The organism is Dyadobacter tibetensis Y620-1 (genome assembly GCF_000566685.1).
Lineage (GTDB): Bacteria > Bacteroidota > Bacteroidia > Cytophagales > Spirosomataceae > Dyadobacter > Dyadobacter tibetensis.
The window spans coordinates 451,903-476,185 of the sequence record NZ_AZQN01000003.1 but is presented as its reverse complement, the minus strand read 5'-3'; the positions used below and the strand labels follow the sequence as shown (position 1 = coordinate 476,185).

General features: G+C 42.4%; 28 protein-coding genes. 25 read left to right on the top strand and 3 right to left on the bottom strand.

The annotated features are described in order from the left end of the window. The first annotated feature begins 7 nt into the window (after positions 1–7). The 22 genes from X939_RS0109090 (at position 8) to X939_RS23595 (ending at position 13,752) form a co-directional block, all read left to right on the top strand. The gene (locus tag X939_RS0109090) at positions 8–259 is read left to right on the top strand and encodes a DUF7683 domain-containing protein (protein WP_025762945.1); all 252 of its coding nucleotides are present in this window, start codon (positions 8–10) and stop codon (positions 257–259) included. After that, the gene (locus X939_RS22970) at positions 260–1,240 is read left to right on the top strand and encodes an RHS repeat domain-containing protein (RefSeq protein ID WP_084299386.1); all 981 of its coding nucleotides are present in this window, start codon (positions 260–262) and stop codon (positions 1,238–1,240) included. Then, entirely contained in the window at positions 1,237–1,710 is a 474-nt protein-coding gene (locus tag X939_RS0109080; protein WP_025762943.1) for a DUF6843 domain-containing protein, read from the top strand. Before X939_RS22970 ends, X939_RS0109080 begins: the two co-directional genes overlap by 4 nt. A gap of 378 nt (positions 1,711–2,088) precedes the next feature. Next, positions 2,089–2,520 carry a hypothetical protein gene (locus X939_RS23605; protein WP_025762942.1) on the top strand — a complete coding sequence of 144 codons (432 nt, stop codon included), beginning with the start codon at positions 2,089–2,091 and terminating at the stop codon, positions 2,518–2,520. Beyond that, complete coding sequence (locus X939_RS0109070; protein ID WP_198034383.1) at positions 2,465–3,058, top strand: RHS repeat-associated core domain-containing protein; 594 nt, start codon at positions 2,465–2,467, stop codon at positions 3,056–3,058. The genes X939_RS23605 and X939_RS0109070 overlap by 56 nt, the downstream gene beginning before the upstream one ends. Positions 3,059–3,238: 180 nt before the next feature. Beyond that, positions 3,239–3,472 carry a hypothetical protein gene (locus tag X939_RS0109065; RefSeq protein ID WP_025762940.1) on the top strand — a complete coding sequence of 78 codons (234 nt, stop codon included), beginning with the start codon at positions 3,239–3,241 and terminating at the stop codon, positions 3,470–3,472. Next, positions 3,462–3,695 carry a CPCC family cysteine-rich protein gene (locus tag X939_RS23305; RefSeq protein WP_084299380.1) on the top strand — a complete coding sequence of 78 codons (234 nt, stop codon included), beginning with the start codon at positions 3,462–3,464 and terminating at the stop codon, positions 3,693–3,695. Before X939_RS0109065 ends, X939_RS23305 begins: the two co-directional genes overlap by 11 nt. A gap of 162 nt (positions 3,696–3,857) precedes the next feature. After that, a complete protein-coding gene (locus X939_RS0109060) occupies positions 3,858–4,859 on the top strand; it encodes an RHS repeat protein (RefSeq protein ID WP_198034382.1) in 1,002 nt (333 codons plus the stop codon). A 1-nt stretch (position 4,860) separates the two neighbouring features. Then, on the top strand, positions 4,861–5,364 hold the full coding sequence (locus X939_RS22245; protein ID WP_044198867.1) for a hypothetical protein: 504 nt from the start codon (positions 4,861–4,863) through the stop codon (positions 5,362–5,364). Positions 5,365–5,599: 235 nt separating this feature from the next. Next, a complete protein-coding gene (locus X939_RS0109045) occupies positions 5,600–6,541 on the top strand; it encodes an RHS repeat-associated core domain-containing protein (protein ID WP_084299376.1) in 942 nt (313 codons plus the stop codon). Next, positions 6,538–7,047, top strand: a complete 510-nt coding sequence (locus tag X939_RS0109040; protein WP_025762935.1) for a hypothetical protein — start codon at positions 6,538–6,540, stop codon at positions 7,045–7,047. Before X939_RS0109045 ends, X939_RS0109040 begins: the two co-directional genes overlap by 4 nt. A 12-nt stretch (positions 7,048–7,059) precedes the next feature. Next, positions 7,060–7,254, top strand: coding sequence for a hypothetical protein (locus X939_RS23600; RefSeq protein ID WP_131694718.1), 195 nt, complete (start codon positions 7,060–7,062; stop codon positions 7,252–7,254). A 75-nt stretch (positions 7,255–7,329) separates the two neighbouring features. Beyond that, a complete protein-coding gene (locus tag X939_RS0109035) occupies positions 7,330–7,701 on the top strand; it encodes a hypothetical protein (protein ID WP_198034381.1) in 372 nt (123 codons plus the stop codon). Continuing rightward, entirely contained in the window at positions 7,661–8,092 is a 432-nt protein-coding gene (locus X939_RS0109030; RefSeq protein WP_131694720.1) for a hypothetical protein, read from the top strand. Before X939_RS0109035 ends, X939_RS0109030 begins: the two co-directional genes overlap by 41 nt. Positions 8,093–8,126: 34 nt before the next feature. After that, complete coding sequence (locus X939_RS0109025; protein ID WP_025762932.1) at positions 8,127–9,026, top strand: RHS repeat-associated core domain-containing protein; 900 nt, start codon at positions 8,127–8,129, stop codon at positions 9,024–9,026. Further along, positions 9,023–9,562, top strand: a complete 540-nt coding sequence (locus X939_RS0109020) for a hypothetical protein (protein WP_025762931.1) — start codon at positions 9,023–9,025, stop codon at positions 9,560–9,562. Before X939_RS0109025 ends, X939_RS0109020 begins: the two co-directional genes overlap by 4 nt. Before the next feature lie 53 nt (positions 9,563–9,615). Continuing rightward, complete coding sequence (locus X939_RS0109015; protein WP_025762930.1) at positions 9,616–11,028, top strand: RHS repeat-associated core domain-containing protein; 1,413 nt, start codon at positions 9,616–9,618, stop codon at positions 11,026–11,028. 12 nt (positions 11,029–11,040) lie between these two features. Beyond that, positions 11,041–11,367: a hypothetical protein gene (locus X939_RS0109010; RefSeq protein WP_025762929.1), complete on the top strand. Its 327-nt coding sequence runs from the start codon at positions 11,041–11,043 to the stop codon at positions 11,365–11,367. Between the two features lie 2 nt (positions 11,368–11,369). Further along, complete coding sequence (locus X939_RS0109005; RefSeq protein ID WP_025762928.1) at positions 11,370–12,185, top strand: RHS repeat domain-containing protein; 816 nt, start codon at positions 11,370–11,372, stop codon at positions 12,183–12,185. Continuing rightward, the gene (locus tag X939_RS0109000) at positions 12,166–12,375 is read left to right on the top strand and encodes a hypothetical protein (RefSeq protein WP_025762927.1); all 210 of its coding nucleotides are present in this window, start codon (positions 12,166–12,168) and stop codon (positions 12,373–12,375) included. The genes X939_RS0109005 and X939_RS0109000 overlap by 20 nt, the downstream gene beginning before the upstream one ends. A gap of 244 nt (positions 12,376–12,619) precedes the next feature. Then, entirely contained in the window at positions 12,620–13,354 is a 735-nt protein-coding gene (locus X939_RS0108995) for a T9SS type A sorting domain-containing protein (protein ID WP_084299372.1), read from the top strand. A 158-nt stretch (positions 13,355–13,512) separates the two neighbouring features. After that, positions 13,513–13,752, top strand: coding sequence for a hypothetical protein (locus X939_RS23595; RefSeq protein WP_131694721.1), 240 nt, complete (start codon positions 13,513–13,515; stop codon positions 13,750–13,752). Positions 13,753–14,558: 806 nt separating this feature from the next. Here the strand turns inward: X939_RS23595 and X939_RS0108980 are convergent. From X939_RS0108980 to X939_RS0108970, 3 genes are all read right to left on the bottom strand, one after another. Next, positions 14,559–15,245 carry a head GIN domain-containing protein gene (locus tag X939_RS0108980; protein WP_229236033.1) on the bottom strand — a complete coding sequence of 229 codons (687 nt, stop codon included), beginning with the start codon at positions 15,243–15,245 and terminating at the stop codon, positions 14,559–14,561. Between the two features lie 75 nt (positions 15,246–15,320). Further along, entirely contained in the window at positions 15,321–17,843 is a 2,523-nt protein-coding gene (locus X939_RS0108975; RefSeq protein ID WP_025762923.1) for a PspC domain-containing protein, read from the bottom strand. A 39-nt stretch (positions 17,844–17,882) separates the two neighbouring features. Beyond that, positions 17,883–18,245 (bottom strand): PadR family transcriptional regulator, encoded by a 363-nt coding sequence (locus tag X939_RS0108970; protein WP_025762922.1) that lies wholly within the window; start codon positions 18,243–18,245, stop codon positions 17,883–17,885. Between the two features lie 248 nt (positions 18,246–18,493). Here X939_RS0108970 and X939_RS0108960 point away from each other — a divergent pair, with 248 nt between their 5' ends. From X939_RS0108960 to X939_RS0108950, 3 genes are read left to right on the top strand one after another with little or no spacing between them, the layout of a single operon-like run. Beyond that, the gene (locus tag X939_RS0108960) at positions 18,494–18,994 is read left to right on the top strand and encodes a dihydrofolate reductase (RefSeq protein ID WP_131694722.1); all 501 of its coding nucleotides are present in this window, start codon (positions 18,494–18,496) and stop codon (positions 18,992–18,994) included. A 45-nt stretch (positions 18,995–19,039) separates the two neighbouring features. Next, a complete protein-coding gene (porU2, locus tag X939_RS22965; RefSeq protein ID WP_025762920.1) occupies positions 19,040–22,948 on the top strand; it encodes a putative type IX secretion system sortase PorU2 in 3,909 nt (1,302 codons plus the stop codon). A gap of 23 nt (positions 22,949–22,971) precedes the next feature. Then, on the top strand, positions 22,972–24,210 hold the full coding sequence (locus tag X939_RS0108950; RefSeq protein ID WP_131694723.1) for a hypothetical protein: 1,239 nt from the start codon (positions 22,972–22,974) through the stop codon (positions 24,208–24,210). Positions 24,211–24,283: the final 73 nt, after the last annotated feature.

Here is a 24,283-nt window from a genome sequence, read left to right as displayed (position 1 = left end):
AAATAAAATGAAAATAGAAAGAGTTATTACTTCCTACAACAATATGGATGACAGTTTCCATGAAGATTTCAACGTAGATGATATCCCTTTTGAAGAGATAATATCTATATTTTCTCCAAAAGAAGATGATCCTTTGATGTATGACCCATACGAAATCAATTTAGAACAATCCAATTTGATTAATAAGTATATACCTTCCTTTGCTTTTGACTTTGGTAACTATTCATATTTCTTAGAATCATACTCAGTTAAAGAATGAATATATAAAACTACTTATAGCGGCGTTATTGACAACACCGAGATTTTAAGCGAAACGCATTATTATCCTTTTGGGAAATCTTTTGATGGAGCATGGTATAATGATGCAACGGCTGGGAAGTATCGTTATCTTTATAACGGTAAAGAGTTAAGCGAAGAATTTGATCTAAATTTTTATGATTATGGCGCGAGGTGGCTGGATCCAGGTATGGGGAGTTGGTGGGAGGTGGATCCGTTGAGCGAACAGGGAAGGCGGTGGTCTCCATACAATTATGCGTTTAATAACCCCATGCGGTTTATTGACCCGGATGGGATGTGGCCGTGGTCAGTCAATGTTCGGTCTTTTATTTCGGCATCATCTGCTGGGGGTGGTTTTTTCTATGGTGATGGGAGAGGTGCTTCTTTTACGGGTACTTCAAGGGTTTATTCAAACTTTACTGTTGATCCTACCAATAAAGTTGTAACCCAGCCTGTTTCAAGAAGTAACGAAACTATTTTCTATGGTGCTATGGTTGGGGCTACCTATATTTCACCCATAGTCCATAGAGGCTCACCAAAGGGGAAAAACGAAAATATTGCATTCTCAAATAATACGGCGTCCTTTGATTTTAGCCACTCGGGTAAAGACCCGATTACTTTTCAACCTCTAACACCAGCCTTAGATGTACATGCCGGTCTTTCGTTCAATGTGGATATGAAAAAAGGCACATTGAACATAACGGGTTCTTTCACTGGTGACCAATTCCCAAGTACAGAAGCGTTTATTACGGATCAATCGGGCAAAGGGAAACTGTTTTTAGGTGCCCAGATGGAACAAGGTGGACTCAAAGATTTGGTGGGAGATAACAAACAGCCTTTGTTTAATGTGAATATGCAAGTCAATTTTGATAGCAAAGGTAACTTTACCGGAGTAAGACAGGGTGACATAAACTATTCGGTATCAGACTGGAACAAAAAAGTGCAGGAGGGCTTTAACAAATGAAAAATTCATACTTCTTTTTAATTTCTCTCAGCCTATTCTTTTTTGGCTGCTATTCTGCCGATGAAGAAATTATTATTGTTCCTAAGGGATTTAAGGGCAACGTACTTATTATATTCAATCAGCCGTCAGGAGTACCCGCCCAATATGAAGGAGGTAAACGGCTCTATAAAATCCCTCCAAATGGAGTTTTGAAAACACAGTTGCCTTCCAATGATGGTTGGAGCAAGATGCCGATGTTTTATTACGAAGAAATCAATAAGAAAAATCTGCTGCCCTATTATCCAGTATTGAGAAATGTAAAAGATACAAGCGTTGTTTTTGCTTACGGCGGTACTGTTGGGTCTGTAATTAAGAACGTAAAGACTGACGAACTTTTGAAATTTATGGAATACCATGTGGGTAATAAGCGAGAAGTAGAAACTTCCTATAACGAAGTGCAAAAGTTAGATATACTTAAATTAGCAGAATAAGCCAAAGCCCCGAGAGATCGGGGTTTTGTTATTATAAGACCGCCACATTTTGATTAAAGAACTCTTTAAACTTCTTGTTGGTGAAAACATCTTTTGGTGAGCATTCTATCGATCAATTTAAAACGTATGTACCATCTTTGGGTATCTAATTCAATAACAGCGGCAATATCGGTCAGATAATCTGGCAGGTAAAGGGCAGGGCTGCCCAGGCTTACGGATTTACCTATGATTATCTGGACCGGCTTACCACTTCAAGATATTCAAATTATACCGCAGCAGGCGGTATCGATCCGGTGGATTATTACGGAGAATCTCTGAATTTCGAGTCGTGCGCGACCCCGGGCGTGGGGAAACGTTACTTCGATCACCCGCAATGGTATGGCGAAAGGCTCCAGCAGATACACGAATTCCATCATTGACAACCAGGCATTGACCATACCAGCCGGTGGAAACCTTACCACGCAAAGTACCGGCGCCAGCAGCATCCCGGCCAGTCATATCAATCTGAATACGCCGCACAATTATCTGAACCTGCCCACCAAGTTTGACTTCGGAACCGGCAATACCATTGAACTCTTGTATGACGGACTGGGCAATATACTTCGTAAAACCGTTAAAACGGCTGGAACAACGACTTTAACCCAGGACTATCTAGATGGCATAGAACTAAAAAACAACACCGTAGAAGCGGTATATAACGAGGAGGGCCGGGCTTTTAACAATGGCGGGACCTTCCGGTATGAATATGCCCTGCGTGATCATTTGGGCAATACCCGGCCGGGGTGGCGCTCCACTGGTATTTACGGATAAAAACGGAAGCGGCAGTATTGATCATACTGAGATCCTTGGCGAAACTCACTACTATCCTTTTGGAAAGGCCTTTGATGGTGCGTGGTATAATGATGCAACGGCTTCCAAGTATAAGTATCTTTATAACGGGAAGGAGTTAAGCGAGGAGATTGATCTAAATTTTTATGATTACGGAGCGCGGTGGCTGGATCCGGGTCTTGGTAGCTGGTGGGAGGTCGATCCAGCCAGTGAGGTAAATAGAAGATGGAGCCCTTATGTTTATGGAAATAATAACCCAGTTAGGTTTATTGATCCGGATGGAATGAGTGCTTTTGAATTGACCGGAAGCAATGGTTACGGGGTTACTGGTGCTGGGACAGGTAGTGCCACAGAGATGGGGAGTTTAAATCAACGCACCATTCAGGATTTAAATGGAAATAATGTTGTTATTGATGATAGTGATATTGCGGGATCTATTTCTATTGATACAAACAAAAAAGACGGTGATACCCAAAAGGAAAATTCTGATAAAAAAAAAGAATGGAGAACAAACCAATGAGGTTCCTAGAAGAAATCATAGATGGGGACTAGAGCCAAGAGCATTACGGTTTGAGAAAATGATGGCTCAATTTGGGATGTTTCCTGGATTTGGTCAAATAAGTGCACCAGCGAAAATGTTACCCGTAGCTTTTAGCAGATTTTCAAGATTTGAATATCATTTTGGTAAACATGCAATTGAATGGGGTGGAATAACAAAGGAGCGTATTACAAAAGAGCATTATCTTTGCTAGAAGGGCCTATTGGCGGTAAAATTGAAGATTTTACCAATAATGCTGGTTATACTTTTCGGATGAATATGCAAACGGGAGAATTTGGAATTATGCGTCCCAACGGAGTGGTAGAGACATTTTATAGAAGATTAAAAGATCCAGCCGCGTACTGGGCAGAACAGGTAGCTAAATATGGAAAGTAAAAAACAATGTATATGCTGTGGTTATCACTCCATCGAAGGTATTTCCGACATATGTCCTGTTTGCTTCTGGCAAAAGGATATCTTTCAGGAGAAATATATCGATGATGACGGCGGCCCTAATTTAATATCTCTAAGAATAAGTCAGGAAAACTTCAACAAATTTGGAGTTATAGACCAAAAATTCAAAAGTCTTGTTAGGCCTCCAAAGGAGGATGAATTATAAAGGTAATTTTACTATAAGAGAATTAGAAAATCTGTTTAATGAATATATAACTCCCTTTATAGAAAAATCAATGACAAGAGCCGTTGAAGCGGTATATAACGAGGAGGGCCGGGCATTTAATAATGGCGGCACATATCGGTATAAATATGTTTTAGAGATCATTTGGGGAATACAAGATTGGTATTTACTGATAAAAACAACTCAGGTAATATTGGTAATACTGAGATCCTTGGCGAGACACACTACTATCCTTTTGGAAAAACTTTTGAAGGTGCCTGGTACAATGATGCGACGGCTGGGAAGTATCGTTATCTTTATAATGGTAAGGAGTTAAGCGAAGAATTTGACCTTAATTTCTACGATTATGGGGCTAGGTGGCTGGATCCGGGAATGGGAAGCTGGTGGGAGGTGGATCCGTTGGCAGAGAAATATTATCACGATTCTCCGTATGTATATGCGGGAAATAACCCGATTGTGAATATTGATCCCAATGGAATGGATTGGTACAAGACCACAGACGGTACGATGCAGTATGACCCAAACATCAAAAGCAAGAAGGATGTTGGCGAAGGTCAGTCGTATGTTGGTAGAACTTACAACGATAAAACAGACAATGGATCAGTGAACTACAGAAAAGACGGTAGTATCATGTACAGTGACCAAACAGATGCTTATAACAGGATAGCGAGTAATTCAACAGTGGGAACAACCCATGAAGAATCGGCGGCTATACTTAAAAATGGCGTCCTGGTTTTGCCAAGTTATGATAACAACAGCACTACCGCTGATCCGGGAAAATACGGCTATAAATTTGAAGGCGGCAATTTGGTTGATGCCGTGGATGGGAAAACCAAAGAACTGGTAGCCATGGTACATACGCACCCGGATAAAGGAGGATCTGCAAGTCCAAGTAAATATTCAGTTGGCGGACCGACAGATGCTAAGTTCCAAGCGAAATACATACCAGGCAAAATGGGATATGTTTTTGGACACGACAATGGCCTGTATGGCATGGTAGCATTCAGGGACCAAAATGGAATTCTGAACGCAAGGATCTATAAACCAGCAGACCTGAATAACGCGAAGGTAACAGATGTCCTAAAATACAAGAGAATCGATCTTCGATATCACGGATCACAATTCAAATATATTAGCCCACGATAATATGAAATACCTTGTGCCAATAGTTTTATGCCTCCTAATATTAGGATGTGGTGAAACACAAAATCACAAATCGCCGATTAATTTAGATGCCAACCCAAAAATATCTAAGATTTTAGCTGAATTCTGTGAAATTGAAAATTGTCAAAACTGCTTAAAAGAATTATTTATTGACCGGATAAACCCTGACAGTACAATATTTACCGTCCGGGTTAGAGGGTACATGTCTGAATATAGAGCTGAACCACCCCCATTTTTCACCTTCAACATCAATGGAAATATCTTCTATGTGTATACTGGAGCTGAAAAATATCTGAAGCCTGATTCAACATTTAAAAGTTACATTGAAAGAGAAAATAAATGTGTCGAATCTATATGGACTATCTTTGAAAAAAACGGGAATTATGTTATTGATAAACATGGCAATGAGCCTTATGTGTATTTCCCAGATTCTTTGATAGTGAAAAATCCGAAATTTTTACCCCCTGATGGTAAAGTAGGTCATTGATACTTTCTTGGAATGAACAACAGCAAAGCCCAGCAGGTCCGGGATTTTTATGTAGCATATTGTCTTTTGGCATTAAAATCACGTATGAGCGCATCAATGACCATAAAAATCTGTTTCCAGTCAGCTTCGGGCCGGGCCGCGTTCGGTATTTTAGAAACCACCTCCTGCATCCGGTCCAGGATCGGCTTGTCGAGTTTCAGATCAGAACTATGAAAAGCCTGTAAAATTTCGAAAAATCTATTTAAATTATTACCCCTTTGGGTTGGAGATAGATAGGAACAGTCCTATTCAGACGCCTGCGACACGTAATGCCGTTAACCGATACAACTTCCTTGGGAAGGAAACGCAGGTTGCCTCCGGGTATATTGATCTGCAAGCAAGGTTTTACGATCCGACGGTTGGTCGGTTCATGGGGGTGGATCCGTTGAGCGAGAAATATTATCACGATTCCCCGTATGTATATGCGGGAAATAACCCGATTGTGAATATTGATCCCAATGGAATGGATTGGTACAAGACCACAGACGGTACGATGCAGTATGACCCAAAAATCAAAAGCAAAAAGGATGTAGGAGAAGGTCAGTCGTATGTTGGTAGAACTTACAACGATAAAACAGACAATGGAACTGTCAATTACAGAAAAGACGGCAGTATCATGTATAGTAACCAAACCGATGCTTATAACCGGATAGCGAGCAATTCAACAGCCGGAGGAACACACGAAGAAGCGGCGGCTATACTTAAAAATGGCGTCCTGGTTTTGCCAAGTTATGATAACAACAGCACTACCGCTGATCCGGGAAGGTATGGGTATAAATTTGAAGGCGGAAATTTGGTTGATGCTGTGGATGGAAAAACCAAAGAACTAGTGGCCATGGTTCACACGCACCCGGATAAGGGAGGTGAAGCAAGCCCAAGTTATTTAAATCTTGGCGGCGGTTCCGATGCAAGCTTCGGTGGAAGGAATATTCCAGGTAAGATGAACTTTGTTTTTGGACATGATAATTATTTGCGTGGAATTACTGCTGATAGGGCTACCGGGTCTTTAAGATATTCTATGTTTATTAGAGCAGATTTTCAAAATATACGTGTCTCGGAGGTTTTAAAAGGCCAAAGGATTAACCTACGCTATTACGGGCAACAATTCAAATATGTAGCACCAAACTCGAGGAAATGATGTCGAAATTTGTATTATTTCTAACAATGACACTTTTAGTTTGTTGTCAGAAACGAGCTTCCAAAGAAGCTATTGGAGTGACCCTTGATAAAAATTTAATTAAAATACTTACAGAAATATGTAACGAAGGGGACTATAAACAATGTGAAAACGAGATTTTTATAGATCGTATTTCTCCCGACAGTACAAGGTTTACTGTGAGGGTCGGAGGCTATATGGTCAAATATACTCCAAGACCGACCCCTGTTATGACAACCAATATAAATGGGATTGAATTCAAAGTTTATACGGGCGCTGAACAGTACATTATATATACAGATACATTAAAAACTGCAATAATGGAAAAGCGTCCCGATGGTTGTTCTACGGAAATTTCAACCATTATTGAGAAAAATGGAATTTATGCCCTTAAAAATTATGGAGGGGAACCGTTCAATTATTATCCTGATCATTTAATACCGGACACATTGAAATTTCTACCCCCTGATGGTAAAGTAGGTCATTAATACTTGCTTGGAATGAACAAATACAAAACACCCTGGGTCACCCGGGGCGTTTTGTTATTACAGTGCCGCCACATTTTGATTAAAGAACTCTTTAAACTTCTTGTTGGTAAGCATTTTATCGACGAGCTTAAAAATGTTAGATTTGGTATTTTAATCTGTCTTTACAAGCTGGTGGGTTTATACTTTGCCTATCGTTCTTTGAAATAATGAAATTACAGAAGTCTGCTCAGCTCCATCAACGGAACGGCGGCATTGAGCGGCACCGCAATGGGGGTCAACAGCATGACAACAGGCTTTGGCCTTCCTGCCTTTGCCGCCACCAATGACGACCTGTTCCGCCAGGAACTCCGATATAATACCAACACCACGGCAGTCGGTGCAACTTCCCAGAACAGCGGATACATTGGCCAGATGATCTGGCAGGTAAAGGGCAGGGCTGCCCAGGCATACGGCTTCACCTATGATTACTTGGACCGGCTCACCACTTCAAGATATTCTAATTACACCGCAGCAGGCGGAATCGATCCTGTGGATTACTATGGAGAGTCTATGAATTTTGAGTCGTGCGCGACCCCGGGCGTGGGGGAACGTTACTTCGATCACCCGCAATGGTATGGTGAAAGGCTCCAGCAGATACACGAATTCCACCATTGACAACCAGGCATTGACCATACCAGCCGGTGGAAACCTTACCACGCAAAGTACCGGCGCCAGCAGCATCCCGGCCAGTCATATCAATCTGGATGCACCGCACAACTATCTGAACCTGCCCACCAAGTTTGATTTTGGCTCAAATAATACCATCGAACTTCTTTATGATGGATTAGGCAACAAGCTCCGTAAAACCGTTAAAACCTCCGGAACCGTAACACTGACCCAGGATTATCTCGACGGCATAGAACTAAAAAACAACACCGTAGAAGCGGTATATAACGAGGAGGGCCGTGCTTTTAATAACGGTGGAACATTCCGGTATGAATATGTTTTAAGGGATCACTTGGGGAATACCCGGCCGGGGTGGCGCTCCACTGGTCTTTTCGGATAAAAACGGAAGTGGCAGTATTGATCATACTGAGATTTTGGGCGAAACACATTATTATCCTTTTGGGAAATCTTTTGATGGTGCATGGTATAATGATGCAACGGCTTCTAAGTATAAGTATCTTTATAATGGTAAGGAGCTCAGTGAAGAATTTGATCTGAACTTCTACGATTATGGAGCGAGATGGTTGGATCCGGGAATGGTGAGCTGGTGGGAGGTTGACAGATTTTCAGAGAAATATTACTCTCTATCTCCTTATTCGTTTGCCGGCGGAAACCCATTGAAATATATAGATATAAATGGGGATAGCTTAATATTATTCAAAAATGGGATGTATGTGGGAATTATGGACAATGGCAAAACGGAAATTACAGGTTTCAATCAAAAAAGCACGACTGGTAAAGATGGAAAAGAAACTTTCACAGGTGGACAAAGTTTTGGTTTTAATGATTATGCCGATGACATGGCGGGTATAAAAACAGGGAAATTAGAATTAAGATTTGTTGGTAACGATGAAATTAATAGTGCTATGGTTGAAAGTGGGGTAATGGAACAAGGCAACAGGGATAATGCATGGTCATATATTGAAAGGGAAAGCCGACCAATCGGTTTTGAAGGGGTATTATCTGATGGCAAAAGTAGTGGCAAAATGGATTATCAAAACATTACTCAAAGAAATTACAATAGTCTAAATGTTGTCGATGGTGTTGCATATAATAACCCTGATTATGGTAATTTCCTTTGGGGGCAAGGTGGAAAGCAATTAGGTTTTTCATACCGCACTTTGAGAGCAGCATCGCATATTAATAATGCTTTTAATAGCCGGTCTGATAATCCTGGCAAGCCATACCACGTTTTAGATTCACCAGGCGACCAAAGAGCAATAAGAAACGGTTATAATTATTGGATTAGAAAACCAAGAGGGTTGCACAGATGAAAAATTTTATAGCAATAATATTAATTTCTTTTCTTGGCTCTTGTAGTAGCCGAAAAGAAGAACCACTAGCTTTTATTCAAAGGTTTAATAATAAAGATTTAGGTATTCTTTTAAATGTTTCTATTGAAGCAAGAAATGAGAGAAATGATTCACTTCATTATTATTATTCTCATACTAAAATAGAAAATGAAACATTAACAATACCTGCTTTTGAGTGTTTTGATAATTTTTATAAAAGTGATAGTAGTACCTATAACAAAACTTTCATTAAACTCCTCAAATTCAAAGGGGTTAATGAAAATTCGCCATTCAATTACGCAAAAGAATATGCCAAAAAGTTGGACAAAATATACAGAGAATTGGGGGTAATAGATTTAGAATCAACACCTAAACTTGGACGTTTCATAGAATTTACGTTAGATGAAAGGTGCAAGGTTTATTACTTAGAAGATTCCAGCACCTTAACGCCTTATTGGAAAGACAAATTTAGTAAGTTGCAAAAGGTAGATGATAAGTGGTTTTATGAATGTAAGTAATAAAGCATGCTTATGATGTCCGGGGAAACGTTACTTCGATCACCCGCAATGGTATGGTGAAAGGCTCCAGCAGATACACGAATTCCATCATTGACAACCAGGCATTGACCATACCAGCCGGTGGAAACCTTACCACACAAAGTACCGGCGCCAGCAGCATCCCGGCCAGTCATATCAATCTGGATGCACCGCACAACTATCTGAACCTGCCAAACAAATTTGATTTTGGCTCCAATAATACCATCGACTTGCTTTATGACGGATTGGGCAACAAGCTCCGTAAAACTGTTAAAACCTCAGGAACCACAACTATAACCCAGGATTATTTGGGCGGCATTGAGCTGAAAAACAATGTCGTGGAGGCGGTGTATAATGAAGAAGGACGTGCATTTAATAATGGCGGAACGTTTCGTTATGAATACGTGCTGCGTGATCACTTGGGCAATACCAGGGTAGTGTTTTCGGATAAAAACGGAAGCGGAACCATTGATCATACTGAGATCCTTGGCAAAACTCACTACTATCCTTTTGGAAAAGCGTTTGACGGCGCCTGGTACAATGATGCTACGGCAGGAAAGTACCGTTATCTCTATAATGGTAAGGAGTTAAGCGAAGAATTTGATCTAAACTTTTATGATTATGGGGCTAGGTGGCTCGATCCAGGACTTGGATCCTGGTGGGAGGTGGATCCTGCCAGTGAGCTTTCAAGAAGATGGTCACCTTATGCTTATGGGAATAACAATCCAATACGGTTTATTGATCCGGATGGACGAGAGAGCTCGGCTTATGGTGGGTTTACGTCTTCGGCTGAGATGGCTGCGCAACACGCGGCTGCGAGTGAGCGGTTTGTACAGAAAGCCCAGGACGATGATAAGAAAAAAAGCAAGAGTAAAGAAGAAGGACCGGGACTTTTAGAAGATGGTGGACCTGTTCATTTGGCTTTTACAACGATGAATGAATTGAACCCGCTTGCTATTGGTGTCAATTCTATTAAAGCATATCTTACAGGCACCAATGTTAACGGTGAAGCAATGTCTAGTGGTGAAGCCACTTTTAACTTGGCCACTATTTTGCCGGTTGGTAAATTTGCAAAACTGGGGAAAGTAGGTGTATCGGTTGCTAAGAGTGCATATTACTCGGTAGCGTATGAAATGAGATTAGCAAATAATCTTTATCCAGGAAAGGGATATTATAGTCACTTTAAAGCAGCAAATACGGCCCTTAGCAATGCTATGTCTTCAGATGCGGCTTTTGCAAAATCAATGACAGAATTGGGTATATCAGTTCCTGTATCACCAACAGGAAATATTCTAGGGACTTCACCTGCGAATTGGGTATGGCATCACAATATTGAGTCTGGAGTAATGCAGCTTGTTCCCAAAGCACAGCACTCGACAGGCAGTACATTTTGGAATATTCTACACCCAGGGGGGCTTGGTGGTATGTCAATTTGGGGGAACAAATAAAATATCATTATTATGAAATTAGTTAATTTGATAGACTTTCTAATTAATCCAAAAAAGTTAGAAGTTTTGTACCGAGAAGAAGGATTAAATACTGATTCTGAGGCTTTATTAATCTATATGGAAAATTCGCTGGATATCGAATCTGAAATAAAATTTTTCGAAATAGAGGAAACTGACGACGATCTTGTTTTCGAAAAAGGCGATATTCAGTATGTTCAGCTCTTTCCAGTTGATCATGCAATAGACTTAATTGAATCTGATTTAGAATTGAAAAATAGAGGATATTCAAACCTGGAAATCGCTGAAAGGCTACTAGAATATAGGATAAAAGATGCATAATTTTGGTTGCAACTACGGATTCAAAGTATAAGTATCTTTATAATGGTAAAGAACTGAGTGAAGAGTTTGACCTTAATTTCTATGATTATGGGGCTAGGTGGCTGGATCCAAGGTTAGGGAGCTGGTGGGAGGTGGATCCGGCTAGTGAGGTTTCGAGAAGATGGTCACCTTATGCTTATGGAAACAATAATCCGGTTCGGTTTATTGATCCGGATGGACGGGAGAGCTCGGCTTATGGTGGGTTTACGTCTTCGGCTGAGATGGCTGCGCAAAACGAGGCGGCTAGTCAGAGATTTAGAGAGAAGAATGATGATAAGAAAAAAGGCAGGGAGCAAGAAAAGGAAAATTCCATAGAAGCAAAACTGGCAGCAGCTGGATGGAAACCCGGGCAACCAATGCCAGCCATTGATGGTATTGAAAGTGACCATACTATTGAATTTATGGTGATACCATTAGCCAAGCCGATAGAATGGTTAGCCAAGCCGCTTGTTGGGTTGATTAGAGCACAGTGGTTAGCAAGAGTTGCCGCTAAACGCGGAGTTGAGCTCACTGCGCATGGAGCAGAGAGAATAGCCGGTGCAGCGGCAACAAGAGGTGGGGTGCTTTCTTTGGAAGAAGTAGGTGCTATTAAATCACTAGTTAAAAATCCGATTATACAAGGCGATGGAGCAAAAGTTTTTATTCATGAAGTTTCGCCTGGAAAATTTAGTGGGTTTATAGAAAATCAAAATACAGGTAAGCTTATAACAACAATGAATAATTGGTCAAAAAAATCAATTAATAGAATGGGAAAAAATCATGGATGGTCAGTTGAATAATAATTCAGAAGTGATGTGTTGTTTTTGTGGAAATTATCTTCCTTTAAAAGATGCATTAGTATTAAGTATTTATCCTAATATTGAAAGTAAAGAGAGCCAACAACTCTTTTCTCATAAAAATCATTTTGTAGAAAAGATTTTTAAATCTATACCACTGCATCCTGATTTTTTTGAGGATGAAGATGTGTAGAAGCTAATTTACTGCTAAGACGAGCATTAGAATCTATTCCGTGGTCTCCCACAGATTTCCAAAGCATAGTTTGAATGCAAACTGATTTCGAGTTCATTTTACCATCGAAACTGGAAACTTCACAATGCGAAAAATCTGTAAAGACCACGGTTGAGAAACCAATTACTATCCTTTTGGAAAACGCAAATAGTTAAGATAGTTTGAGTAATGTATATTGGTTTTATAAGAAAATAAAGGTTCCTCGATGAAAATTTGTGGATCACCCAGTTACTCACCACGAGCTACATTTTTATTAAAATTAAATAGACTAAAAACTGATATGCAAAAATTATGCGTACTAATATTGTTTTTGTTTGTTTCCCGATTAGCATCGGCGCAAACAATATATTCATATGATACATCCGGAAATCGGATCAAAAGATTATATTCTTCACCTCCCCTCCCTGTCACATTAATAAGTTTTACTGCTAACAAAGAAGGCACAACAGCATTGTTGAATTGGCAGACATCCTCTGAAATTAATTCTGACCGTTTCGAAGTGGAGAGAAGCCAGGACGGTAAGAAGTGGATGGTTCTTGGAAGTGTTGCGGCAAATGGGGATAAAGCTTCTAGGTATGTATTTGTAGACAAAGTGCCTTTGGATGACCGAACGCGGCCCGGAGAAAACCTGTACCGGCTTAAAATGATCGATAAGGATGGTACATTTGCATACAGTCGCATCCAAAGCCTGGATTTTGGTTTTCAAACGGAAGCCAATGCGATTACTTTTTATCCCAACCCGGTTAAAGACCTGCTGAAAATAAAGGGTGCTAGCACCGGGAAAATACAGTTAATCAACAATGCGGGTAAAGTGGTTTACAGTGCTGACAATATACCAACAGAAGGGATTGAGATGAGCAATTTATCCGTTGGTGTTTATCTGGTCAAGATTTTAATTGCGGATGGATCTTTGATAACTAAGAAAATCGTAAAGCAATAACCCACCTTTTCCGCTACAAATGATCATCTTTTTCCGGCAGGAACTCAGATATAATACCAACACCACGGCAGTCGGTGCAACTTCCCAGAACAGCGGAAACATTGGCCAGATGACCTGGCAGGTGAAAGGCAGAGCGGCTTATAACTACGGGTTTACCTATGATTGCCTGGACCGGCTTACCACTTCAAGATATTACAATTACCCTGGAGCAGGCGGTATCGATCCTGTGGATTATTACGGAGAATCTCAAATTTTCGAGTCGTGCGCGACCCCGGGCACGCGGGATCGTTACTTCCATTACCCGCAAAGGCATGGAGAAAGGCGTCTCCAGACCGTGGTCTGTGTCTTCACAGACCATTAATATAAAGCAATTTACGCATAGAAGTGTATATTGTTAACATTTGAAACATCAGCCAAGCCAATTTCGAAACGCACGTATGGAATTTGATAGGGTTTATTTTTGGACGGATACAATTAAAGACTGGAAACTTCTGTTGAAACCAACAAAATATAAGGAAAGCATCCTTGCCTCATGGCGTTAATTAGTTAGTAGGGAAATGATTAAGATTTATGCATTTATATTCATGCCTAATCACCTGCATGTAGTTTGGGAAATGAAAGAACCAAACGGTAATAAAATGGCTCACGCAAGTTTCAACAAATTTACCAATCATAAGATTTTAAAAGATTTACAGTTAAACCATCCCAAAATTCTTCCTTTTTTTTAACTAAATGATAAAGAAAGACCTCATAGGATTTGGCAACGAGATCCTGTGGCGGTATTAATGGACACTATGACAAAATTGGAGCAGAAAATAAGATATATTCACTACGATCCATTCCATGAGCGCAGGAATTTGGCCGATAAGCCCGAAAACGATTTTCGCGTTGATTGCTACTGCCTATTGGTTATTAAATTCATCATAAAAAATCGGTCGTGACAAGGTCAAAAATATCCATAATGAAGATATATACTGAGGTTGGGTAAAGTTTGAAAATATTATCGTTGGTTCCAATTAGCGCCCAATTGGCAAGCCTTCTTAAAAAACTGAATTGCAGCTTAGAAATATCTATAAAAGCAAAAATACCCTTCTCTGAATCAGACCAACCTCATAGGTAGCAAACTAACTTTATTGGGTCAAAAAGGCTTATAAACAAGGGAAGTCGGCTTACGCCGACTTCCCTTGTTTATAAATAAAAACGGTTATTTCCGCTTTACAGAACTAGCACCCGAAGTATGTGATTGTATATCTTTAACCGTACCAGCATACCGAATGCTACTCGCTCCACTAGCATGGGCACGTAGTTTTTGCTGAGCAACCACATGGCCATTGCTGGCCCCAGACGCTTCCAGATTAACCTCTTCACAGACAAGCTCCTGTGCTTTTAGGGAGGATGCACCCGATATTTCTCCATTCAGCAGTGTGCAGGATCCTTTAAGGACTAATCCAGACGCCCCACTTAGCTCCAGAGAAACTTTTTCGGCCGACAAATCCATGACTACCTTAGACGCTCCAGACACCTCCACATTCATATTTTTCGTTCCGCTAAACCGTGCTATCTGGGCATTACTGGCCCCTGAGAAACTAATAGCCTCCAGGGAGGGCATAGTAATATGTAGCCTAACTTCATTACGTCGGTTTTGTTTAATATTTTTATCATAACCCAGACTGAAGGTCCCTCCTTTTACAGTAGACCGAAGGGCCGAAAGGTCTTCTTGGCTTCCAGTGGCTACAATATCATATTCAGCGCCTTGCACTATCTCCACTTTAAAGGCACTACCTAGTGATATCCTTGAGAATCCTTTTTCCGAGAATCGGCGGGTCTCTTGGCCATTTGCAACGCATGATAGTGCCAGTAAAAATAATAAAGTAAGAATATTGGTTTTCATAATTTCAGTTGTTTCTATAATAGATGTCCGATTTCCCAAAAGGTTGCACGGATTCCTATTCAAGAATTATAAAATTTATTGGTTCACTTCCACCTTACTAGCCCCAGAGGTATGCTTTTCCATATTTCCTACCCGGCCCATTTCGGCACGGGAAGCTCCTGAGGCAGAAACATCCGCTCTTTCTATCCGCATGCGGGTGGCATCTACCTTACAAGCTCCCGAAATATCCATTTCGACCTGATTGGCCGTCCCTTTTAAGGTCAATTTGGAAGCTCCCGACATGTCTACAACGAGCTGCTCCGTTTCTACATCTACCTCCGATTGCGTAGCTCCACTTACATCGATATAGAGCTTATTCAGGCCCTTAAACCCAGATACACGTGCTTTGTTGGCCCCGGATAACTCGAGACGTTCCAGACTGGGTGTAGTAATTACTAATCCTACCCTTCTCCATTTATTATTCCCAAAAATACTGAAATCGTCGGATCGGCTGACCCGTAGAGTGCCTCCTTCCACAGTTACCTCCATATCATCCACATCTTCCATATCTCCGTCTACGGTCAGGCTATATTCAGCCCCTTGTCGAATGCTAATGGCATAGGCCCCACCCAGATCTAGGCTATTAAAATCTCTTACTGGAAATTGCTTGATATACGTACCCCTCTCGCCGAGTTCCACTTCACTATTTGAATCATCTTCATAGGAATAAGACTCACCGGATTGCTCCTCTTCTGTCCTCAGGAAGCGTTCTGGCATATTGGTACATACTAGACCTGAATCGCGGAGCATGACCCAGCGAAGAGATTTCCAGTTGACATCCCCGTCATCAAGGTTATAGCGTTTCGCTGCCGATTGAGCATCACCCCAATGCTGACTGGCATGGTAGAAATTCTGACTCATGATAAATGTTTTACCATAGGGAACGTAAATGGTGAGGTCGATACGCTGGTTTCTAAAATTAGACAGCGCACCTAATGTCGGCCCTTCGTTCACTACCAGAGTAGAGTCATGCCAGCCTACCTGGTAGTCCAGTTTACCTGCAATGCGTCGGGCATCTTCTCTGCTGCGTCCTCGAGAATGTAACCTTTTCTCGATTCGGATGCTGTCTTCTACTGCAAAACCAGCCAGATGAACTTCCAGATCTAAGTGATCGGATTCATAATCTTCGGCTCTGTCTAAAGTCAGTGTCCCTGATGGCATTTCAAAAGACTCGGTTTGAAGGACTTCACCTCGGGTAGCAAAGTTGCGCTGATAAGAAATCCCGCCAATGGTCGCGCCAATGATCCCCACGATCCAGAGCCCGGCAAGAGTCAACCATACGGATGGGGGAGCTATCCGGCGGTTGGATAATAGAGTAAGTCCTAATAGTAAAAATACAATAAGTGGTATGGCTGCAGTCAGAATCCCAAACAGGATAAGTGTTCCAGGCAACTCCTGAAAGATCAGAAAAAAGACGGGCATACCATCCAGTGGAACCCAGCTCGTCAGACCCAAAACCACGCTGGCTCCAATAATGAGTCCGAGCAGAGAAGAGGCCGAAAAACCGACCAGCAACACCCCTACCAATACCCTAAGCACTGGGCCAAGGCCCTTAAATAGCTTACCCAAAGCCCCTATGATCATGGCAATGGCACGAAATGGGAATAGCACGATTTTAGAAAGTGCCGGCTCTTCCCCTGCACCCGCATCCAGATTAAGACTTTGTTTGATATTAGATTCAATATTAGACAGGGTAATAGGCTCCCCTTGCATTTCCATCTTCTCCGTAAGGGTATTGGCCGATGGAGCAATAACCCAGAGAACGATATAAATTAGTAATCCAGTACCGAAAAATAATATTGATATAACCCACAGGAAGCGGGCTACCCCAACGTCTATTCCAAAATAGGAAGCTATACCTGCTGCTACCCCGCCTACTACCTTCCGGTCGGGATTACGATAAAATTTCTTGATATTAACATCCTCTTCTAAAGTGGCAGATCCTGGAAAAGCCACCCACATGGCAATATATAAGATTACGATCAGTCCCGACAACGAACCAAACTCATCTTCCATATTAAGGTGCATCATGCCAGAGCCTGCAGGAAGCCCTACCACACCAATTAAGAAGCCTAATCGAACCCAAATAGCATCGATAGCGAAATAATTACCCAGCCCAGCTGCTACCCCTCCGATCAGTTTACGTCGTAAATCCCGATATAACTTACGTGGACCGGTTCTCGGTGCGAACCGAGCCTTTTCCTGCTCTGCCGTTTCGAAGGCCGGTTTAGGCTCTGATTGATCCTCACCGGAAACTTCCAGTGGATCGGCCATGATATCCTCCGACTCTTCTAATTCCTGAAAGTCGGCCACTGTCCCCATTGCCGTAATTAACTCCTCTACATCCTCCAGAGAAATTACCTGCTTGGCTTCCGACTTTTGTTTGCTATAAAAGCGCTCTGCTACTCGCGCTTCAATATCAGAGACAATCTCCTTACTATCGGCAAAGGAACTGAAGTAACGCTGTATCGACGCTAAATAATTTTTTAATTTGTCGTAGCCGTCTTCTTCTATGTGGAAGATCATGCCACCAATATTGATGCTAATTGTCTTTTTCATGATGCTGATAATCAAATATCTGTATAAGGATCGTTAGGTTCAGGATATCTCGGAGTCGCTCTTCCGTACTTCCTCTGTGCGCTTAATAACAAATGTTACCGAATCGACTAGCTCGAACCAAGTGGCCTCCATCGCCTTCATAAAAATCTTCCCCTCTTCGGTTAGTACGTAATACTTGCGCGGCGGACCAGATGAAGATTCAACCCATTTGTAATCCAGCCAGCCTGAATTTTTCAATCGGGTCAATAAGGGATAAAGGGTCCCCTCTACCACCATCATCTTGGCCGATGTCAACTCATCCAGCATGTCGGAAGCATATACCTCCCCGCGCGATATGATATGCAGAATGCAGAATTCGAGAATTCCCTTTCGCATCTGCACCTGGGCATTTTCTATCTTCATATCTTTGAATTATTTTAAAATCTTGCTTAATTTTTTTCATGGCTAATAGCTGCAAGCGTCATTGGTTCTCACAACCAACACTACAAAGGTATACACAGGTACTTTGCGATGCAAGGTACTGTGTTAATTATATTTTATTTTTCTGTTAAATGGACGGTTTTCAGGATAGGTGGCAATATGGAGATCAAAAACGTATTTTATAATATTTATTAATATATTGATGACTGAATTAACGGGATCTAATATCTGTGAAAGCGATACCAAAAATATACATCATTGCTGCCATGAGTGAGAACCACGTAATAGGCAAAGCCAATAGACTTCCGTGGCACTTACCAGATGAGTGGAAACATTTTAGGAGAATAACAGACGGGAAGGCCTTTATCACTGGACGAAAAAGCTTTGAGGCACCCGACGCGCTTCATTCTACTTACAAGAATGTCGTTCTCAGCAGGAGTGGCGCAAATATTCCCGATAGCACATTAGCACCAGACCTAGATACCGCTCTAGAACTGCTTCAAGATGAAAAGGAGATATTTATATTGGGAGGAGCAAGCGTATTCGAACAGGCGATCGATAGGGCTCAGCGATTATATCTGACGGTCGTACATGCACATCTGGATGGGGATGCCTTTTTCCCATCTGTCAACAGGGACCAATGGGAACTTACAACATCTGAATACCATGGAATTGACCAGGAGCATGTCTATGCTTTTTCTATGAACGTATTTGAGAGAAAGACTAAATAATGACTAAGTTTTTGTGTATATTAAGACCTGAAAGCGTCTGGAGACATGAACTTCGCTCAATCGCTTGGGGGCTTATCCATCTGGATTCTACTGTGGGGAAGTAATTTACTCAGAGCTCAACCCGATTGTACCCTAGACTGGACAGAGTCTGATCAATCATATCTACGGATTCCCATAGTACAAACGGGTTTTTATCAAATCTCCCGTGCGTCACTGCTTCTGGCAGGAGTGCCGGTAGACCAGGTCGACATAGACCAAATCAGGCTTTATAGACGAGGGCAAGAGCTCTCTCTGGAAGTAAAAAAATCAAAAGATGGAAGTTTTCAATCTTTAGGATTCTATGCTGAAAAAAATGATGGTCGCCACGAAGCGGCATTATACCTTAAGCCAGAATATCTTCCGCATCCATTCTACAGTCTTTACAGTGACACCGCCGTTCATTTTCTTGCCTGGCACCATAGACCCGAGCCAGCACAGAGGATAAAAGATTCCCAAGATTCGGGCAGTTACCAAGTTATCGACCATCATCTTCATGAGCATTTAAACATGCTGACAACCGACTATGTTGCCGGGCAATTTTACCCTCCTGAGAGCGGATATTCTAATGGATCGGTCCGAACAGAGTATGACCTTGGTGAAGGCTGGACAGGGCCCGCCATCAAACAAAATATCCCTTACATCTGGTCTATCCCCTTAGACCAGGCCCTATTTTACTCAGATTCCAGTATACATTTAAAGTTGTTATTGGCAGGAAGATCGGCAGGGCAGCACCGTACTACCCTCTTTGTCAGATTGGCCGATGGTTCAGCCCGAATGTTAGGAATACAACAATGGAGTGGCTACCACACCCTGGTCTATGATACCTCCTTATCGATTACCGACTTTTTCAACGCAAAGGAATTGAGGTTAGAAATACATTCCAATCTGGACAAAAGTGTCGTGTCCCTATCCTATGCCCTGCTCCGATATCCAAAAAAAAGTATATTCTCTTTGGGACAAGGTCAACATATTTGTCATTTCGAACCCGGAGCTAAGAGCTGGAAAATTGATAAAGACCCCTCATGGCACTTTTATGATATAAGCCACCCAACGACTCCCGAGAGAATCAGTGCAAAACAGGAGATACTATCCTGGAAGGGAACCAGAGTTCTTGCCATGAGCGAGCCTCTCAATATTTCTTTCCCAAAATTAGTACACTTTCCCTCTCTGCCATTCCAATCGGTCGACTATCTTATTCTTACACATGGTTCCTTGCGTCGCCCCCTAGAAGGGAAGGATGCCGTCCAAGAATATGCCAACTACCGGCAATCGGCCAATGGAGGGAACTTTCGAGTACTAATGATGAACATGGATGAGGTCGCCGACCGATTTCAATATGGTGATAGGGGACCTTTAGGGATTCGTAAGCTTATTACTTCCCTTCCATCCCTCCGCTATGTTTTCATCATTGGAAAATCCATAGACCCTCAAACGGCCCGTAAATCCACCAAAAGAGAAAGCCTGGATCAGGTGCCCAGTGCAGGCTGGCCCGGATCTGACCTCCCTTTGACAACGGCGCTTAATGGAAGAGGTGAATTTATCCCCTTAATCCCTGTCGGCCGCCTAAATACCGACAATCCTCTCCACATTCTAGATTATATGGAAAAGGTAAAAGGAATAGAGGGGGAGCCTGTAACTGCAGCTTGGCGCAAACGCATTCTGCACCTTAGCGGAGGACTTAGCCTAGCGGAGCGATCTGTTTTTCGGGAATATGTCGATGCTTTTGCAGGAAAACTCGAGGCCTCAAATCTGGTGCCCGATATATCTACTATTTCCAAACAAGGAGAACAAGCATCCGAACAATTTGGAATCCATGAACCGGTCAATCGGGGAGTAGCCCTTATGACTTTATTTGGCCATACCGGCCTCAACCGCTCCGATATTGATATAGGCCTAGCCTCAGACCCCCGCCGCCTTTACCAGAACCATCCTTTTTATCCTGCCCTGCTGGTTAATGGCTGCGCGATAGGTAACTTCTACTATAGCCAACCCACCCTGACCAACGACTGGATACTGGCGAAGGGCAAGGGAGCAGTTTTAGCGATCGCACATACACATAATGGATTAACAGCTCAGTTAAAACATTATACCGACAGTTTCTATGAGGTTCTCGCCGACTCATCTTTCCGCTCTAAAGGCTTCGGTGACATTCAACTGGAAGCCATCAAACGAAATATGGAGCGTTATCCGCATATACTTGATGGCATTACCAGCACACAAATGGCCCTTCAAGGTGATCCGGCAATAAAAATTTTTCCTGCCACCCTGCCCGATTACATCTGGCCACCTGGACACCTTCGCATTACCTCAGTATCCAGCAGCGAAGCTTCGGCCGGGCATGACAGCTTAAGATTGCAAATCAATCTATCCAATCAAGGAATATATCGGCCCGACAGCCTTTCTATCAACGTTTCCAGATATCAGGAGAAACAGCTGATTCAAGTTGAGAACCTTCGCACGGAAGCTCCCAGGTCTAAAAAATTGCTGGATATTATTATTCCAAACAGGATATTATCGGGTGGAAACGAGCAATGGTTTTTAACTATAGACCCTGACCATTTGTTAACGGAAAGCGATAAAAGCAATAACAGCGTTTCTCATACCTGGTATCTCCCTCCTGCAGGGGCCCAACCTCTATGGCCTGGAACAAATTTTACTACCGGAGCTACTGAAGTAACGGTAATGGCTCAAACTGCAAATGGGTTTCCAGATGGTCTAATTAAATTTGAATGGGATTCCGACAGTAGTTTTACCAGCCCAGACTATCAGCAACAACTGGTGTCGGCTAGGGACGCTTTAGCAAGTTCCCGCCAAATCCTCCCAATTAACTCTACCCTCTATTGGAGGGTTAGTATGGCAGGAGAAGGGAATAAATCGTCTCCCTGGCGTAGTATCAGTCAGCAAACCCCATTTTCGCCCTCCACCCCAGCACTGCCTGAAGGGATTGCGCTACCTACTTCAGGTGCTATTAGGCAAGTAATGGAAGGAGCCCCTTTCTCCTCCATCATTGTATTCAGGAATCTCGCACCCATTGAATTTACAGACTCTATAAAAGTTAGTCAAACCTGGCAAGCTGGCGGAAAATTCTCAGAAACGATTTATACATTCCCACCACCCGCTCCCTATGCAGAAGCTGAATTGACGATCCAATTACCTACCCTCGGTAAAGTAGGTCAAAATAAGCTTAGAATTGAATTTAACAGCAGCCGCATAGCGGAATTGAGCTACCATAATAACATCTGGCACCATGAATTTGAGGTAATACCCGACCTGGCTCCACCGGTATTGCAAGTACGTGTAGACGGACGACTGGTCAAGAATTATGAGGCCATACATCCGGAAGCAATTTTCGAATTCCAGATTATCGATAATCATCTTACTTATCCTCCCACAGACACTTCAGCACTACTCGTTTATCTTACCCGGGAGTGTTATGGCTGCTATGCCGAACGTCTGTATCTGGCATCAGCAGGTTGGGAACTTTCCCCATCCGGTACTTTAAAGATCACAACCCGTCCCGGCCTTCCCCTAGTCGCTGGCACCTATCTGCTGCAGGTTTATGCCCGGGACCGTAGCCATAATTGGGCGAAACCATACGAGGTAAAACTGAAAGTTCTTACGCCCCAACCTATCCATGATTATCGCGTGTATCCCAATCCCTCCAAAGATTGGGTGGTCTTCGAATGGACATTAGAAGGGGAACACCCTCCTCCTGGCTGGCAAGTGGAAGTATGGGACGCAAGTGGCCGGTGCATTATTCGGCATCATGGTTTACCCATTATAGGCCTAAACAGATGGTTATGGTTACCACGCGGACTTACTGCTGGCAGCTACTTTTACCGCATCCAAATCATTGATCCGAACATCAACTGGGGGTACACTTTGTCGGCAGGCCGGCTTGATTACCTACCATAAGACATTTTCTGAAAACTATAGTCGTGATGCAACCTAAGCTGGTAACCGACTCTTTCGACCACTATCTGCTGGCAATATGGCTCCTGCAAGTGTCACTTGTGCTGGGGCTCGCCTGTAGCAATCCCAATCATTATACTACAGTCGACTCCAGATATTATCTGGAAGGTGCCCAGAACATTTTGAATGGAAAGGGGTACAAGGTCCTGCAAAATGGGGTATTGAGTTGGAATAGTACTTTTCCTATTGGCTACTCAATAAGCATAGCCGCTATGGCCCAGATCACAGGCCTTTCGGTGCTTTGGGCTTCCAAATGTGTAAACTTAGCTGCTTCTGCCCTACTGCTTTATTGTTTTCGCCATTGGTTTGGTCCTTACCGTGCTGTATTAATGGGTAGTCTTCTATTGTCGGGGCCATTTATAAAACTTTGGGCCCATAGCTGGTCCGAACCTTTGTTCCTACTTGTGGTAATAAGCTGGCATAGGGGGTATACGCTCTTTTTGGAAAAAAAGAGCGTAAATCTCGCTCTAATAAGCCTTCTTTTGGGGGTGTTATTGTTTGTTGTTCGTTACGCAGGGGTGTTTATTCTACCCTTTGTTATCCTTCAGGGTATCGTGAAGCTTAGGCACCATTACAGGTGCGGAACCCGGGAGGGTGCACACCTTCAAGTGCTCATTATCTGTGGATGGACTTTCTCCATGATGGCGTATCTGTTTTATAACTATCTGCAATCGGGAAGTTATTATGGGGGAGATCGCTTTTCCGTCACATCCGAAGCAACAGCAATCTTCGGTCCATGGAGTTGGCCCGATATTGCTCTATGGGCAAATGTTTGGAGTAATTATCCTCCGCCCTGGAAAGAGGTCATCTACTTTTCCCGGTGTTTCCAAATTCTTTTAGGCCTTTATGTTATTTTCAGAATCTTAAGACGATGGGAACCTATGTCGCAAACGATCAGTCGCTGGGTGTGGCAACTCGCGTCACTGGGCTTCGTTTACCTGATATTTTTGTTTATCTTACGAATCTATAGCCCCTTTGATCAGTTGGGATATCGATTATTAGCTCCCTTTACATCCTTAATATGCTGGGCACTTTTAATATCCATTTCTACCCAGACATTAAGCCGAAAGTTGCATTTTATGGGCTTAGTCATACTGCTAATCAGCTGGATTACGCTTCTACCTGTAAGTCCACAAGGCATTTTGCGCCTCCAGCTGATGACCGGGCAAAGTCTTCCATCTAAAAGCGATTATAGAATGCCATGAATTGTTTCATCAAAACTTCTTATTTTTGTAAAGCCTGTTTGTAAGGTATACTTGATGATCCTAAGTTCTTTGA